The organism is Streptomyces sp. NPDC037301 (genome assembly GCF_055602785.1).
In genome coordinates, this window is record NZ_JBVJWD010000101.1 from 1 (window position 1) to 12,829 (window position 12,829).

Below are 12,829 nucleotides of genomic sequence, written 5' to 3' on the forward strand. Positions count from 1 at the left end.
ACATGGACCCTAGACAAGTCTCATCGTTGCAGGTCAGGAGCACTCTTCGCTTTTCCGATCACGCCTCGGACACCCACCCACGTGAAAGCCCGAGGCGAGCCCATCCTTTTCATGGCTGCGGGGTCCAGGTGCCGGTCGTACGGTCACGCTGCCGGCCGGGTGCACGAAGGGCTGTTCCACGGCTGTGGTCGCGGCGTGCGCGAGTCCATGCCGGGCAATGGCGAGACACTCCGTGTAACTGCGGCGCGGGACATTGCAGCCAGGAGCTCGTCGCCACTCGGCGGTCGAGTGCTCACCCGCTGTCTGATGCTCGTACATCTGCCGCGCGGCCACAGCGCCCTGGCCACCCGCAACGCCTCGCCGCGACCGTCCAATCCCTTCCGCCGCACCTGTGGCGTTCCCTGACCTGGGCCCAGGGCGTGGAGGTGGTGGCCGCCGGACTCAACAGCCGACCACGAAAGATGCTCGGCTGGGAAGCCCCAGCCGAGCATCTCGCTAAAGCTACTGGACTCAGTCAGCTGACCAGCAGTGTTGCGACGACCCCTCGAATCCGCCGGCCACCGGGCATCGGTGGGAAGACGAACTGTTGGGGCTGGTCCTCTAGTCCTGTCGCTCACCCCGTGTCCTGGGGCATTTCTTCGACGACTTCCGCAAGTCGCCGCAGCATGCCGCGGTGCCGGATCTGCGCAAAGGCGTCGAGAACTGTGTTGTGGAGACTCCCTCCCAGTCCGCGCAGCGGGTGCTCGTCGAGAATGACCAGGGTCTTGTCGCCCCACGGCCGGATGTCGAAGGCAATCCGTGCCGTACCCAACGTCCCTCCGTGCGCTTCGAGTTCCAGCGCGCGCGGCGCGTCGAGGCGACGGACCGTCGTGCGTCCGTGGAACTCCTTAGGCCCCACGCGCGCCGTGTATTTGATCGACGATCCGACTTCCGGCCAACGCCCTTCGCCCGGGGCGGAGTCGAAGGTCCCTACCACCCAGTCCGCGTAACGGCTCTCGTCCTCCAGAACCGCCCAGAGTACGGACGGTTCTCGGGCGATGAGCTGATGACGTACAGCCATGTGTGCTCCCATCCGGGACGCTGAATTTCCGACCCTGGTAGCGATCTGCGGGCCGCGGCATCAATATCTACATCGAGCATGCGGCACCCGAGCACACCGAGATCACGGCCGCCGCTGGACATCACATTGGCCGCACGGGGAGCCGGAACAAGCAGCCCTACCAGTAGTGCCGTCGACCGCCCACCGCATGCCCGACGGCACCCAGGATCCAAAGAACGATGCCGATCGCGACGAGCACGATACCGATGGTCCATAGGATCGATATGCTGGCCACCAGACCGAGGACCAGCAGAATGACGCCGAGGATGATCATGGCGTCCTCCGTTCTCCCAGGTCTTTTCAGTATGCGCCTCACACATACGCACGGCGATGCAGACCGTGCGAGGCGATCGTCCACCAGACCAGGGAAAAGGCCATGCCGCGAGGGCAAGCACATCCTGCGCTTCCGCCTGGCCGTCATCATCGCCGGTGCGCTCGGCACCATCGGCGCCGTGACGCAACCCATCAGCTTCCAACGGGACCCGCTCCAAGACGGTACTGACCGACGTCGGCCCAATGGAGATCACCGTGCCCAGGGACCGTGAAGGCGCGTTCGAGCCGAAGATCGTACGCCAGCGGCAGAAGCCTCTGCCGGGCGGTCAAGGCCCGCGGTCACTTCCTCAACGAAGGCCGCACTGAAGCGCGTCCACATGGAGATCATGTCCCTGGATCCCACCGGCAAGGGTCAAGCCCGCTGGACCATGCGTTGGAGAACTGCACTGAATGCCTTCGACATCACCTTCGACGGCCGTCTCTCAGTAGCCCGCCAGAAACCTCAACAACGTGAGCTACACCGCTCGTTTGACAGACCCGCATGAGGGCCTTGTGCTGGTCGGTGGAGATGTCGCAATCCCTACCGAACCCAGAAGGTGCTCACTCGTTCAAGATCACCACGCCGTGCGATAACTGTCACCAACCTCCGTGTACAGGACACTTAGGTGACGCGGCGGGTGCGGTGGCGGACTTCCCGGAGTTGGACCTCCGACGGGAGGCGGTCCAGGCCTGCCGAGTCCCGTGCGTGTGCGAGCGTTTCCCGGCTCAGTTGCTCTAGAGCCCGCGCCGGTTCCGCGTGAGGCTTCAGCAACAGCCGTACTCGTGCGGCCGGAGCAGCAGGCCGACCCGTCAGCCGCACCTGAGCCCGCGAGATCCCGTCCAGGACTTGCGCCTCTTCCTCGATTGCGTCCTCCAGAGCGCGGCCGTTGAGTCGGGCCGCCGTGTCGTCTTCGCTCTCGATGAGGACCTGGCCCAGCCGGTGTCTGCGCAGTTGCGCCAGAAGCCACCACAGCAGCAGCGCGAGAAGCACGGCGAGCACCGCAATGACGGCCGGCCACCACCAGTCCTCTTCCCGCCACCGGGTGCGTCCCTCGGTGCCCAGCACCACATCGTCCGGCCCTCGGAAGGGCCACCAGCCCGGCACGTCGAACCCCCAGTGGCGCTGCAGATCCAGCCCACCCAGCAGCACGCCGCCACCCAGGGCGAACAGTGCAATGCCGAGCAGCGCCAGCAGCACCCGGTTCACTGCCTTGAGCATGGGACACCTCACCCCTTCTTCGGGCGCCGGACGCGCACGTCCAGCGTGGGCTGCTGGGCGAGACCCAAGTTCGTCACGGCTTCGCCCAACGCGGCGTTCAGGTCCGCGTGAACCTCGTTGAGATCGCGGAAATGTGCCTGTGCCAGGGCTTTGACCTTCCGACGGCCGACGTCGACCCGTGCCGATTGCACACCGGACACCCGTACGGCCCGGTCGCGCAGAAGCAGGGCGGCTGCGTGGCGGTCGAGCCCGGCGCGGACTTCCCCTGTTCTGGGGATTCTGGTGGGCTGCCGCATGGGCAGCAGTCTGCGCAGTCCCGGCGTCACCGCCAGCAGGAAAAGCCACAGGCCAAGGGCCATCGCTACGGCGGCTCCGACGGTCATCCAGATGTCATGCAGTGGTCGTGTGGCCAGTTCCTCGGCTAGACGCCGTCGCCAGCTCATCCCGGGCTGGTCTGCCCGCACCGAGACCACGTCGTACAGGAGCAGCCCAATGGCTGCGACGGACAGCAGCGCCACAATGGCTGCGGGGATCCGCCGTGCGGTCCAGAAGCGGCGCGCCGACCGGCCCGATTTATGGACCGCTGCCGTCGCGCCCGTACCTGGGGGGTTGCCCGCGGACGAAGTTGGCTGTCCCGTACCGGAGGGAATGTCGCCATCGCCGGTCGGCTGCCGCCAGGTGTTCGCGCTCATCTCACTCTCTCCCGGTCTGTATGCCGCGAGTGCACCGAGTGCAGTCTCTCGACCGACACCGTGAGTTCGGACACGTCCATGCCGGCCCATGTCCTGAGCCGTTCGATGACCTCGCGGCGCACCGCAGCGCACTGAGTTCCGATGTCGGACGGATAGCCCAGCTCCATGGCGATGCGCATCCGTACTTCGCCAAGCATGGCCGGACGGCTATCGGCAGGATCGCTGTCCCGTCCTGTGTCGTTCCGCTCCGGTGCCCGCCGCACAGACGTCGTCACGTGTGGTGTGCGGCGGTCGGGCGGTACGTGGCTGGCCGACTCGGTGAACCGGCTCAGTGCCTCGCGGGCCACGTGGGAAGCGATCTTCGCAACGACTCGGTCGGAGACGGTGGTCGCACCCCGCTCCCCGCGAGGAAGGCCCGGACGACGATCGACGTCACTGGTCACTGCCGCCAGTCTCCCTGAGTCTGTCGCCGGTCATCGCGCATCCGCTGGTGGTCGTCACGGCGGCGGATGAAGTCACCCGGTTCGAGATCACCTTCCATCAAGCGCCCGGCGACAAGTCCGACGGCGCCCAGTACCAGCACGAGCAGGAAGGCCCAGAAGCCACCGAAGTATCCGGCGAAGCCCAGTGCCATTCCGGCAATCAAGCCGACCACAGCCTTGCTCATCACGCGCTCCTTCGCTCAAGCGGGCTGCTCCCCCTTGGCTACTGAACCCGCTGCCGCTGTTCCTCTTCGTCCTCCTCGTCGGGCAGCTTCACATCGCTGACCGCGATATCGACTTCCACGACTTCCAGGCCCGCCATCCGCTCCACTGCGGAGATCACGTTCTCGCGTACGTCACTGGCCACGTCCGTGATGGAGACGCCGTAGTCGACGACGATCTCCAGATCGATGGCCGCCTGCACCTCTCCCACCTCGACGCTGACCCCGCGCGTGACGGATTTGCCACTACCGGCGCCGGGCATCCGCTCCCGCATGGATCCCATCGAGCGGGCGAATCCACTGCCCAGGGCATGGACGCCGGGCACATCGCGTGCCGCCATTCCGGCGATCTTCTCTACCACCACGTCGGCGATGGTCGTCCGACCGCGAGAGCCGGGCGCACCGCCGTGCTTTCCGTCGGTGTTCTCAGTCATCGGGCTATTCCTCCCTGAAGGAGATCACCTAAGCACTCTTTGATCGGATTATATTCGTTTTAGTGGGTTTTATCAGAGGCGCGAACCGTGAGACGGGGTGGTCCAACGAGTGGTACGAAGTGCCCCTGTCCAGAGCCCCTGCGGAGTGGGGGCGCAGTGCGGGAGGGGGAGAACCGCGGCCATGGAAGAGGGTGAGAGGCCGGTGAAAACTGAGGCGTGGATGCAGGCAGTACGGCGCCAGCTCGGCCTGGGTCGGCTGCTCCCGCTCGGAGGGCCTGACGACGGGACGTGGATCACCGAGCAAGCGGCCGTCCGGGCCCTCGGGCGCACGGCCGCTGAGATTCCTGGCGTTTGGCTGGAGAGCCTGCGCATCGGACCGGTATCGCTCGGGCCCGTGTCCGAGCCGTCCGTCCGTCCGCCGGCCAGTGCGCTATCGCCTGGCCCGCTCAGGATCGAGGCCGCATTCACCGCATTCATGGGGCGGCCGCTGCCCCGGACCGCGGAGCAGTTGAGGGGCGCATTGCTCAACGTGGCCGCTGAACGGCTCGGCCTGTCCACCGTGGCAGTTGATCTGCGCGTCACGGACCTCTATGAAGGCATGGAGAGAGAAGTCAGGTCGCGGACCGCAGGGAACGCCACGGGGCCCCCGCCGGAGGCTGCAGCCGCGCGGAGCTCGCTCCCAACGACCGGAACAGGACCCATGCGGGGCCCCATTGGGGAGCTGGCCGACGTCGCGGCGGCTGTTCCGGGCGTGGCCCGCCTCACCGCCGTGCTGGGAAGCCGCCCGGTCAAAGTGGAGCGACATGACCATCCACCAGGCCGGCACATCGAGGTCCAGCTTGCGGTCGCACCCGGGTACCATCCACTGGAAGTAGCCCGCGCCGTCCGGGCGGCGGTAGCGGACGCAGCCACCAGTGACACCTCGGGCCTGGTAACCGTCGCCGTCCTCATCGCAGAAACTGCGGCCTACTGAGGTTGGACTCGTGGTGTCGTAGGGGCTGATGGTTCTCGATCCGTGCGGTATCACCGTGACATACGAGATCCACAAGGGGGCGGGCTGACCGCTGAACGGCAGGAGTTCCGGGAGCGGTTACGGCTGGAGGCGGCCGAACGGTTCGGGCGGGGTGAGACGAACGCGGTGATCGCCACGGATCTACGGGGCAGCGTCCGGTCTGTTCAGCGATGGCGCTGGGTTTGGGCCGAGGCCGGCCCCCAGGCTCTGTGAGCAAGCGGTTGAAGAACGAGCGGTAGCGCTGGAGCGCAAGGCGCAGATCCTCGGTCGCCACCTCCTCACCGCGATGCCACTGGCCTTCGAGACCTTGCTTGTGCTCGGCGAAGGTCGTGGCCAGTGCCTGCATCGTCTCGGCGACCAGCTGGTCGGCCGCGTTGACGGCGTTCTTGGGGTCGTCGACGAATTCGCGACACCACGGCGAGGAACGGGTCGCGTGCCGGGTCCTGCGGATCCGGCGGAGCGAGGTATGCAGAGGGTCCCTGCTCGTATCCTTTGGCGAGCGCGGTCGTGAAGGCGGTGACGAACTCAGGCGTTGATGCGCCACAGACCGTCGTCCTCGCCCTCGGGTAGGAAGCCGAGCCGAGCCGTACCCGGAAGTCGGGGGCGGCCACGTAGACGTTGCCGATCATGTGGAATCAGAAATGTTAACGCTCAGGCTGTCGAGGAGGCGGAGGAGTTCTCGACATGCCCGTCTGGCCTAGGTGTATTGCCCTGTGAGGTGGTATGAGGTCAGGGACGAAAGCCACCGCGAAAGGTGACGAGGAGGTTGGTCCGATGCGCGAGAACGCGGAACAGCGCGGAGATGACGAGCGCCATGAGCGGCGTCCAGGGCTGCTGCGACGGTGGCGGGAAACTTTGGACGAGCACACCAACCCAACGCAGCGCTCCCTCCTTGCGACCTGGCTCTCCTTCGGGGCCACCTTCGGGGGCGCCCGCCTGATCACTCACGGCATCCGCAGCGGCCGACTGCCCTGGGGCAACGTCTCCACGTCGGGCGGGACCCACATGCACCATTACAACTTCGGTATCGCCACACTGGCTGGCGTCGGACTGGTCGCCGTACGGGGTGACGCACAATACGTCGGACATCCCGGCGTCGGGGCGGCCTACGGCGCCGGAACAGCGCTCATCGCCGACGAATTCGCCCTCCTCTTGGACCTGAAGGACGTCTACTGGGCCAAACAGGGCCGGATCAGCGTCGACATCTCGCTCAGTATCATCTCCGTCCTCGGCCTCTACCTCACCGCCGCCCCCTTCTGGCACGAACTGACCAAAGCCACCCGTCAGCATGCCCTGGAGCGCCACTCCTCGGCGTAGAGCCCCTGCGGGTCGGGTCGAGGGGCGCAATGGTCAGTGTTTGAAGGCGTCCTTGATCTTCGCCCCAGCCTGTTTGATGTTGCCTTTGACCTTGTCGCCGCGTCCTTCCGCTTGCAGACGCCGACTACCTGTTCCGCGGCCGGCAGCCTTTTTGGCGCCGCCTTTGACCGCTTCGGCTTTGTGCGCGATCTTCTTGGCGATACTCATGGTCGGCCGTCCTTTGTGAGTGATCTGCCAGTGCATCGGGAGGGTGGCCAGTCAGCGGTTTGGTCAGGTGCTGAGCAAGCGGTTGAAGAACGAGCGGTAGCGCTGGAGCGCAAGGCGCAGATCCTCGGTCGCCACCTCCTCACCGCGATGCCACTGGCCTTCGAGACCTCGCTTGTGCTCGGCGAAGGTCGTGGCCAGTGCCTGCATCGTCTCGGCGACCAGCTGGTCGGCCGCGTTGACGGCGTTCTTGGGGTCGTCGACGAATTCGCCCTGGATCTTCTGCCACCTGGCGCGGAATACCTCCTGCTCATTCCCGAGCAGGGGTTCGTTCTCCTTGGCCAGTTCTTCTTCGCGGCGTTCACTGACGGATGCCCGGCCGCCGCTTTCCTCCCGGCCCTCCCGGTCGGTGGTCGTGGCCTCCCCGGGGTACTCCGGTGGGGCGTCAGCCAAGCCCGGCGCCTCATCTCCGGGGTCCTGCCGGGCACCGGTCAGGTCCTCCGTGGACGGAACGCCCTCGTTCGGCTGGGGTGTGTCTTGGTTGCGCATCTCTTCACTTCCGTCCGTCACGTGTTGCGGCCGGGCGTCGACTGGGCCGACTCGTCATTCTCAAGTCACTGGCTGCGGGCTCACTCCTGGCTCTCGCGTGGCCGGTCGCCGTTGTGGAGCAGTTCGTCGAACAGCTCGCGGTAGTGCACCATCGCGCCGCGCAGCTCCTCCGTGGTCGCCTGATGGCGGCTGCTGCGGTCGTTGACCTCGTGGGCGGCGCGGTAGTGCTCCAGCGTGCGCCCGTGTTGGACCGACAGGTCCTTCAGCTGCTGCTCGTACCCCTTGGTCGGGTACCCGCGTTCGCTCATGAGCGTGGTTACGAGCCGGTCCGCCTGGTGGACCGCGTCGTCGGGCCGGTCGACGAACGTCTCCTGCACCCGGGTCCAGTCCTGGGTGTAGCGGTCGCGGACAGGTGCGGGTAGTGGCTTGATGTCCAGCGCGTCGTGGCGTTCCTCGCGCTCGCGCAGCTCACGCTCGCCCGCCCGGCGACCGTGCTTGGCTTCCACGGCCCGCTCGTACTCCGGGCCGAATTGCTCCCGCAGCTTCCGGCGGCGCATGGTAACCATCCACGCTGCCACCGTGCACAAGAGAAGCACCAGCACGACGGCAATGATGATCACGACAATAGGGGACATTGGGTCCTCCGCTCGTTAGCCGAGTGAGCCCCCGTGCAATGCGGCCGCCGCCCCTGCCCACGCCTCAAAGAGGGCGGTTCACCCGCCCACGCTGTACAGCGGGGCGCGGTTGCGTCTACCAGTAATGCCGTCGTCCGCCGACCGCGTGGCCCAGGTGTCCCAGCAGGAACAGGATGGCCCCGATCACGATCAGGATGATCCCGACAGTCCACAGGATGGTGATCTTGGCCAAGAACGCCACAATCAGCAGAACGACTCCGATGACGATCACGGTTTCCTCCGATCACGCATGAACCCCAGCGCTAATCGTCCTCTCTGCCTGCCTCACTGACAAATTGATCAGCAAGGTCAGCCAGGGCCCGCCGTACCGCAGGCCGGACGCGTGCTCACCTGCGCGGCCGCAGTTCCCCCGTCTCCACCACGACGCCCTGGCGCCACCGGGTCCCACGACGAGCGCGCCCTTCCCGGGGGAGTGGCACGGACGTGGACCGGAAGACTGCCCGCACCGGCGATGTCGACCCTACTGAATGCGAGGGTGACCCCGGCTGGACTGCTTGTGCAGGGTTGGAAGCTGCCGGACCCGACGACTACGCGTCCCGCCCTGGCGCCTGGTGAAAGGCGACGTCGGCCCAGGCGCCCAGAGCGGGGCGGGGCGGCATATCGAGTGTGACGGCGATGATGCGGCCTTGGGCCAACCGTGACAGCTGAGGGCGAGCGGTGCAGTGTCGACGCGCCCTGCTGTCGGCTGAACGAGCTACCTCTCACGAGCAGGCGCTGAGCCTGATCGCCGAGGACGCCGCCGTGGCCTGCCAGATGTGCCGCCCCGACACCGCCGTCGGCATGCTGTGGCTAGTGGTCCGTCGCACGCTGGTTTCATGCGCTCCGCACCGATAGTCGTGCACCAGCCGTCCCCGTCCGGAGGCCGCCGGGTTACCGCTTACGGCCACGTCCTCGGCCTCGCCCACGATGATCACGACCTGATTGAGTTCCTCCGCCGTGTCGGTCTCCCGGACCCGGAGACTCTGATCGACGATTCCCAGATGGTGGAGTGGCGGGGCAGCCGTGCCCACCAATGGGACGCGGCCTGACCTTCGCCCCCTCAGAAACCGAGGAGTCTGCCGGTGTGCGCCTTCCAGCCTTTCGGTGGTCCAGCTACCGGGCCGCTCGCTGAGCCTCGTCGATCAGATACGTTCGGGAGTGCTGCCTGACGGGTCGACACCTGAGGCTCTCCGATTGAGTGGCGCGGATGCGCATCATCCCGCGTCAGTAGTCGCCTGAGTCCATGTCCGTCCGCAACTGGTGCACCGTACGGCGGGGGCTGCCCCGGCACCTACGTGGAGGTCGAGGGGCCGTCGCAGATTGGGCAGAGCTCAGCGAGGCGTACCTGCCCGTCGCCGATGTCGAGGGCTCGCTCGATCGCGCGGGCGGACACTGCGACGACGTCGATCTGGCGCTGCTCCTCGTCGGTGAGGGGGCGGCATGGGCCACGGATTCCTTGGGCGGGGGCGAGGAGCCAGAGCGCGGAGAGCGGCGCGGTGCGCTGGCCGGTGTACCGCCAGCGACGCGGGTTTCTGGACTGGCGGAGCGCCAACTGGTTGCGGCGGGTGTCGTCGGCGGCCTTACGGCGGGCGCGCAGATCTGTCGGCCAGGAGCGGCGCGGCGGAGCGGGGGTGATCGGAGCGTGTTGGACGCCGGCCGCGGTCCGGTCGGCGAGGCCGCCGCACGCTCGCGCGGGCAGACGTCCCGCCAGCTGGACGCGCTGGTCCTCGCCGACCTGACCGGCACCAGTGAGAAAAGACCCCGACCTCGACGCCGAGACAGTGGACGGCGACGCCTCGGAAGAGGACGAAGACAGTGTGGAGTCGATGCTCTCCGGCAACAAGTCCCATCGGGGCAACGCCAGCCTCAACTCGCTGATGGACGAGCTGGGGGCAGGTCCTCGCCCGCCGGGCAACGCCGCCCGGCGTTGGCTGCCGTCGTCCGACCCGAGCTGCTGACCGGCGCCGGGGATCCCTACCCCGGCCTCACGCTGGAGCATCTGGGGAGCCCTCCTGCTCCCCAAGCCCCTGCAACAGCGTCCGAACCCGCCGCACGCCGACCACGGTCATCCGTGACGCGAAGAATACTCACAAGGGCGCTGCGGCCCGGGGAGATCGAGCACGCGGTACGCACGCAGAACGGCGATGACGTCAGCGAGGTCGCCGTGGGGCGCCTGGAGGCCGAGGGCCAACTGGTCAATCGTGCTCAAACCCTCGCAGCCGAGCGCCACCCCGTGCGGATGTCACGGCGATCGAGGAGCTCCTGGCCTCCCTCATCACCGGTCCTGGCAACGGCCCCTGAACCGGTAGGGCCAGCACCGCCGCGCAGGCAGTCTTGCGGTTCCCGTCCGTGCCACTCCCGCGCGAAGGGCGCGCTCGACGTGGTACCTGGCGGGCCGGGGCGAGGCGGAGACAGGGGAACTGCGGCTGTCCATGTGAGCACCGTCCGGCCTGCGGTACGGCGTGCCCTTGCTTGACCCTGGTCAATTGTTGTAGCTGAGGCCGGTGGAGAGGACAATTGAGAAGAGGCAGGACTTATGCGTGATCGGAGGAAACCGTGATCGTCATCGGAGTCGTTCTGCTGCTTGTGGCGTTCTTGGCCGAGATCACCATTCTGTGGACGGTCGGGATCATTCTGATCGTGATCGGAGCGATCCTGTTCCTGCCGGGCCGCCTGGGCCATGCGGTCGGCGGACGACGGCATTACTGGTAGAAGCAGCAGTACCCCGCTGTGTACCGCCCCTTTTGAGGCGAACGGCAGGAGCGCGAGTCGCGGGCAACAGCCTGCGGCTAGATGCAAGCAACTTGCTTGGTACGCCCAGTTTCGGACCTGTGCGCGGGGGCCGCCGCCATGCACGGGGCTCACTCGGCTCGCGAGCGGAGGACCCAATGTCCGCTATTGTCCTCATCGTTGCCGTCGTGATGGTGCTTCTCTTGCGCACGGTGGCAGCGTGGATGGTCACCATGCGCCGCCGGAAGCTGCGGGAGCGATTCGGCCCGGAGCAGCCCGGAGCACGAGCGGGTCGTGGAGGCCAAGGACGGCCGCCGGGCGGGCGAGCGTGAGCTGCGCGAGTGCGAGGCATGCCACGACGCGCTGGACATCAAGCCACTGCCCCGCAGCGGTCCGGGACCGCTACACCCAGGACTGGACCCGGGTGCAGGAGAAGTTCGTCGACCGGCCCGACGACGCGGCTTGCTCATACGACCGCTGACTGGCCTGTGGGGCTCGAAAAGTCGTCGCTGCAGGTCACGCGGCGTATCGATACTCGTTGATGATGCCGCCGAGGACCCTGGTGCGGAGCAGGCTTCGGTCGTCGAGGTCGTGCACGATTGCGGGCTGTTCGGTCGCGCTGGGCGGTAGCTGTTGCCGGGATTGGTGCGGCCGGTGTCCGTTGTAGTGGTCCTGGTAGTCAGTCAGGACCTTCCTGGCGTGGCTCTCGCTCAGGATCAGGACGTGGTCGAGGGGCTCGCGGCGGATGGTGCCGATCACGCGTTCGCAATGCGCGTTCATGCGCGGTGCCCGGGGCGCGCTGAGCAGCACCTCCGTGTCCTCGGCGGTGAAGACGGCATCGAAGGCGTCGGTGTACCTGGCTGTCGCGGTCGCGTAGCAGGAACCGGGGCCCGGCGCCCCGCTCGCCGAGGTCGGCAGCGATGTTCCGGGCCTGTTGTACCGCCCACTGCGCGGTGGGTGCGCGGTCACGCCGGTGATGTGCAGTCTCCGGGTGCCGTGCTCGATGAACGCCATCGCGTACAGGCGCTTGCCCCAGTCCGTGTCGATAGGGAAGAAGTCCGCGGCAAGGATCCCCTGAGCCCGCGCCGTGAGGAAGTCGCGCCAGGTGGGGCCGGAGCGGCGCGGGGCCGGGTCGATGCCTGCTGCGTGCAGGATCTCCCAGACCGTGGAGGCCGCGATGGGGTGCCGGGTCGGGCCAGTTCGCCCTGGATGCGGCGGTGGCCCCAGCGGGGATTTTCATCGGCCAGGCGCAGCACGAGACTCTTGAGTGCGGCCGTCGTCGGCGGCCGTCCGGTGCGGGAGCCGCGGGCGGAGTAGTCCCACTTCCTGGCGATCAGTTTGCGGTGCCAGGCCGGCAAAGTGCCGGGGGTGACGGGGAAGACGGCGGTCCAGCGGTCACGCGGTATCAGCGAGCTGAGGGCGGCGAGCCAGAATCGGTCGGCCGGCTCATAGCGCACCCTGCCCTTCACATGCCTGCGCAGGATGGCATTCTCGTGCCGCAGCACCAGCAGTTCGGCATCCTTGGCGGTGTCTCGGCGCAGTAGGACCGCGGGGACGGACAACAGCGCGCGGGCGGTGCGGCAGAGCAGGGACGCGATCACCAGGGCAGCATGACAAGTCCTTACCGACGCCCCTGGAGGCGGGTGCTGACCAGCCGCGATGACTTTACGAGCCCCCACAAGCAGTCCCCCCACCCGCACTGATCCCTGCGCTTCAGCGAAGCGAACACCTCGGCCACGAACTCGCCACACACCGGCCGAGCGGACGCCCTCCTTCGGGATTCAGGTGTCGTCGATGGTCAGCACCGCTCCGCAGTCTCCGATCTGCCTCATCAATTGGCACAACTGCACACGCGTGGTCTGCGCGCTGACCGCTATCGCGTGG

The 12,829-nt window shown here is 67.2% G+C and carries 16 protein-coding genes and 6 pseudogenes; 8 read left to right on the forward strand and 14 right to left on the reverse strand.

Annotation, left to right across the window (positions count from 1 at the left end; all coding sequences use genetic code 11):
• Nucleotides 1-294: 294 nt before the first annotated feature.
• Nucleotides 295-500, forward strand: a pseudogene (locus ACZ7IB_RS47465) (IS30 family transposase); the annotation flags it as partial.
• A 113-nt stretch (nt 501-613) separates the two neighbouring features.
• On the opposite strand, the gene ACZ7IB_RS47470 reads toward ACZ7IB_RS47465, so the two are convergent.
• Both ACZ7IB_RS47470 and ACZ7IB_RS47475 read right to left on the reverse strand, forming a co-directional pair.
• Nucleotides 614-1,060 (reverse strand): SRPBCC family protein, encoded by a 447-nt coding sequence (locus ACZ7IB_RS47470; RefSeq protein ID WP_266749786.1) that lies wholly within the window; start codon nt 1,058-1,060, stop codon nt 614-616.
• A gap of 157 nt (nt 1,061-1,217) precedes the next feature.
• Entirely contained in the window at nt 1,218-1,373 is a 156-nt protein-coding gene (locus ACZ7IB_RS47475; protein ID WP_470921466.1) for a DUF6131 family protein, read from the reverse strand.
• 191 nt (nt 1,374-1,564) lie between these two features.
• On the opposite strand from ACZ7IB_RS47475, the pseudogene ACZ7IB_RS47480 reads away from it, so the two are divergent.
• Nucleotides 1,565-1,696: pseudogene (locus tag ACZ7IB_RS47480) on the forward strand (transposase); the annotation flags it as partial.
• Nucleotides 1,692-1,917: pseudogene (locus ACZ7IB_RS47485) on the forward strand (hypothetical protein); the annotation flags it as partial. The pseudogenes ACZ7IB_RS47480 and ACZ7IB_RS47485, both read left to right, overlap by 5 nt.
• Nucleotides 1,918-2,033: 116 nt before the next feature.
• Here the strand turns inward: ACZ7IB_RS47485 and amaP are convergent.
• Genes amaP through ACZ7IB_RS47510 form a run of 5 tightly spaced genes read right to left on the reverse strand, consistent with a single transcriptional unit; the run spans nt 2,034 to nt 4,459 of the window.
• Entirely contained in the window at nt 2,034-2,630 is a 597-nt protein-coding gene (gene amaP, locus ACZ7IB_RS47490) for an alkaline shock response membrane anchor protein AmaP (RefSeq protein ID WP_266749789.1), read from the reverse strand.
• Between the two features lie 8 nt (nt 2,631-2,638).
• A complete protein-coding gene (locus ACZ7IB_RS47495; protein ID WP_470921468.1) occupies nt 2,639-3,322 on the reverse strand; it encodes a DUF6286 domain-containing protein in 684 nt (227 codons plus the stop codon).
• On the reverse strand, nt 3,319-3,765 hold the full coding sequence (locus ACZ7IB_RS47500) for an Asp23/Gls24 family envelope stress response protein (RefSeq protein ID WP_470921470.1): 447 nt from the start codon (nt 3,763-3,765) through the stop codon (nt 3,319-3,321). The genes ACZ7IB_RS47495 and ACZ7IB_RS47500 overlap by 4 nt, the downstream gene beginning before the upstream one ends.
• Complete coding sequence (locus tag ACZ7IB_RS47505; RefSeq protein WP_266749793.1) at nt 3,762-3,989, reverse strand: hypothetical protein; 228 nt, start codon at nt 3,987-3,989, stop codon at nt 3,762-3,764. Before ACZ7IB_RS47505 ends, ACZ7IB_RS47500 begins: the two co-directional genes overlap by 4 nt.
• Before the next feature lie 38 nt (nt 3,990-4,027).
• Nucleotides 4,028-4,459 (reverse strand): Asp23/Gls24 family envelope stress response protein, encoded by a 432-nt coding sequence (locus tag ACZ7IB_RS47510; protein WP_266749795.1) that lies wholly within the window; start codon nt 4,457-4,459, stop codon nt 4,028-4,030.
• Between the two features lie 181 nt (nt 4,460-4,640).
• On the opposite strand from ACZ7IB_RS47510, the gene ACZ7IB_RS47515 reads away from it, so the two are divergent.
• Together ACZ7IB_RS47515 and ACZ7IB_RS47520 are read left to right on the forward strand one after the other, a co-directional pair.
• Complete coding sequence (locus ACZ7IB_RS47515; RefSeq protein ID WP_266749796.1) at nt 4,641-5,432, forward strand: hypothetical protein; 792 nt, start codon at nt 4,641-4,643, stop codon at nt 5,430-5,432.
• Between the two features lie 60 nt (nt 5,433-5,492).
• A pseudogene (locus ACZ7IB_RS47520) lies at nt 5,493-5,681 on the forward strand (helix-turn-helix domain-containing protein); the annotation flags it as partial.
• Nucleotides 5,682-5,866: 185 nt separating this feature from the next.
• On the opposite strand, the pseudogene ACZ7IB_RS47525 reads toward ACZ7IB_RS47520, so the two are convergent.
• Nucleotides 5,867-6,097: pseudogene (locus tag ACZ7IB_RS47525) on the reverse strand (SPDY domain-containing protein); the annotation flags it as partial.
• Between the two features lie 148 nt (nt 6,098-6,245).
• Here ACZ7IB_RS47525 and ACZ7IB_RS47530 point away from each other — a divergent pair.
• Nucleotides 6,246-6,788 (forward strand): hypothetical protein, encoded by a 543-nt coding sequence (locus tag ACZ7IB_RS47530; protein ID WP_266749797.1) that lies wholly within the window; start codon nt 6,246-6,248, stop codon nt 6,786-6,788.
• 33 nt (nt 6,789-6,821) lie between these two features.
• Here the strand turns inward: ACZ7IB_RS47530 and ACZ7IB_RS47535 are convergent, their stop codons facing one another.
• The 4 genes from ACZ7IB_RS47535 to ACZ7IB_RS47550 form a co-directional block, all read right to left on the reverse strand.
• Nucleotides 6,822-6,995: a CsbD family protein gene (locus ACZ7IB_RS47535; RefSeq protein WP_266749799.1), complete on the reverse strand. Its 174-nt coding sequence runs from the start codon at nt 6,993-6,995 to the stop codon at nt 6,822-6,824.
• Nucleotides 6,996-7,058: 63 nt separating this feature from the next.
• Entirely contained in the window at nt 7,059-7,541 is a 483-nt protein-coding gene (locus ACZ7IB_RS47540; protein WP_266749801.1) for a hypothetical protein, read from the reverse strand.
• An 80-nt stretch (nt 7,542-7,621) separates the two neighbouring features.
• Nucleotides 7,622-8,107 (reverse strand): hypothetical protein, encoded by a 486-nt coding sequence (locus tag ACZ7IB_RS47545; protein WP_371665953.1) that lies wholly within the window; start codon nt 8,105-8,107, stop codon nt 7,622-7,624.
• Between the two features lie 184 nt (nt 8,108-8,291).
• Nucleotides 8,292-8,447 (reverse strand): DUF6131 family protein, encoded by a 156-nt coding sequence (locus ACZ7IB_RS47550; protein ID WP_266749804.1) that lies wholly within the window; start codon nt 8,445-8,447, stop codon nt 8,292-8,294.
• 604 nt (nt 8,448-9,051) lie between these two features.
• Between ACZ7IB_RS47550 and ACZ7IB_RS47555 the strand changes: the two genes are divergently transcribed.
• Nucleotides 9,052-9,264 (forward strand): hypothetical protein, encoded by a 213-nt coding sequence (locus tag ACZ7IB_RS47555; protein WP_405683349.1) that lies wholly within the window; start codon nt 9,052-9,054, stop codon nt 9,262-9,264.
• A gap of 242 nt (nt 9,265-9,506) precedes the next feature.
• On the opposite strand, the gene ACZ7IB_RS47560 is transcribed toward ACZ7IB_RS47555, so the two are convergent.
• Nucleotides 9,507-10,214, reverse strand: coding sequence for a hypothetical protein (locus ACZ7IB_RS47560; RefSeq protein ID WP_405683348.1), 708 nt, complete (start codon nt 10,212-10,214; stop codon nt 9,507-9,509).
• Nucleotides 10,215-10,771: 557 nt separating this feature from the next.
• Between ACZ7IB_RS47560 and ACZ7IB_RS47565 the strand changes: the two genes are divergently transcribed.
• Nucleotides 10,772-10,927 (forward strand): DUF6131 family protein, encoded by a 156-nt coding sequence (locus tag ACZ7IB_RS47565; RefSeq protein ID WP_266749810.1) that lies wholly within the window; start codon nt 10,772-10,774, stop codon nt 10,925-10,927.
• Between the two features lie 534 nt (nt 10,928-11,461).
• Here the strand turns inward: ACZ7IB_RS47565 and ACZ7IB_RS47570 are convergent.
• Nucleotides 11,462-12,546 (reverse strand): annotated as a pseudogene (locus ACZ7IB_RS47570) (integrase core domain-containing protein).
• Nucleotides 12,547-12,829: the final 283 nt, after the last annotated feature.

Bases quoted from the DNA above. Each gene is read 5' to 3' on its own strand.
- ACZ7IB_RS47470 (WP_266749786.1), bottom strand. From the start codon at position 1,060: ATGGCTGTACGTCATCAGCTCATCGCCCGAGAACCGTCCGTACTCTGG.
- ACZ7IB_RS47475 (WP_470921466.1), bottom strand. From the start codon at position 1,373: ATGATCATCCTCGGCGTCATTCTGCTGGTCCTCGGTCTGGTGGCCAGC.
- amaP (WP_266749789.1), bottom strand. From the start codon at position 2,630: ATGCTCAAGGCAGTGAACCGGGTGCTGCTGGCGCTGCTCGGCATTGCA.
- ACZ7IB_RS47495 (WP_470921468.1), bottom strand. From the start codon at position 3,322: ATGAGCGCGAACACCTGGCGGCAGCCGACCGGCGATGGCGACATTCCC.
- ACZ7IB_RS47505 (WP_266749793.1), bottom strand. From the start codon at position 3,989: ATGAGCAAGGCTGTGGTCGGCTTGATTGCCGGAATGGCACTGGGCTTC.
- ACZ7IB_RS47510 (WP_266749795.1), bottom strand. From the start codon at position 4,459: ATGACTGAGAACACCGACGGAAAGCACGGCGGTGCGCCCGGCTCTCGC.
- ACZ7IB_RS47515 (WP_266749796.1), top strand. From the start codon at position 4,641: ATGGAAGAGGGTGAGAGGCCGGTGAAAACTGAGGCGTGGATGCAGGCA.
- ACZ7IB_RS47530 (WP_266749797.1), top strand. From the start codon at position 6,246: ATGCGCGAGAACGCGGAACAGCGCGGAGATGACGAGCGCCATGAGCGG.
- ACZ7IB_RS47535 (WP_266749799.1), bottom strand. From the start codon at position 6,995: ATGAGTATCGCCAAGAAGATCGCGCACAAAGCCGAAGCGGTCAAAGGC.
- ACZ7IB_RS47540 (WP_266749801.1), bottom strand. From the start codon at position 7,541: ATGCGCAACCAAGACACACCCCAGCCGAACGAGGGCGTTCCGTCCACG.
- ACZ7IB_RS47545 (WP_371665953.1), bottom strand. From the start codon at position 8,107: ATGGTTACCATGCGCCGCCGGAAGCTGCGGGAGCAATTCGGCCCGGAG.
- ACZ7IB_RS47555 (WP_405683349.1), top strand. From the start codon at position 9,052: ATGCGCTCCGCACCGATAGTCGTGCACCAGCCGTCCCCGTCCGGAGGC.
- ACZ7IB_RS47560 (WP_405683348.1), bottom strand. From the start codon at position 10,214: ATGCTCCAGCGTGAGGCCGGGGTAGGGATCCCCGGCGCCGGTCAGCAG.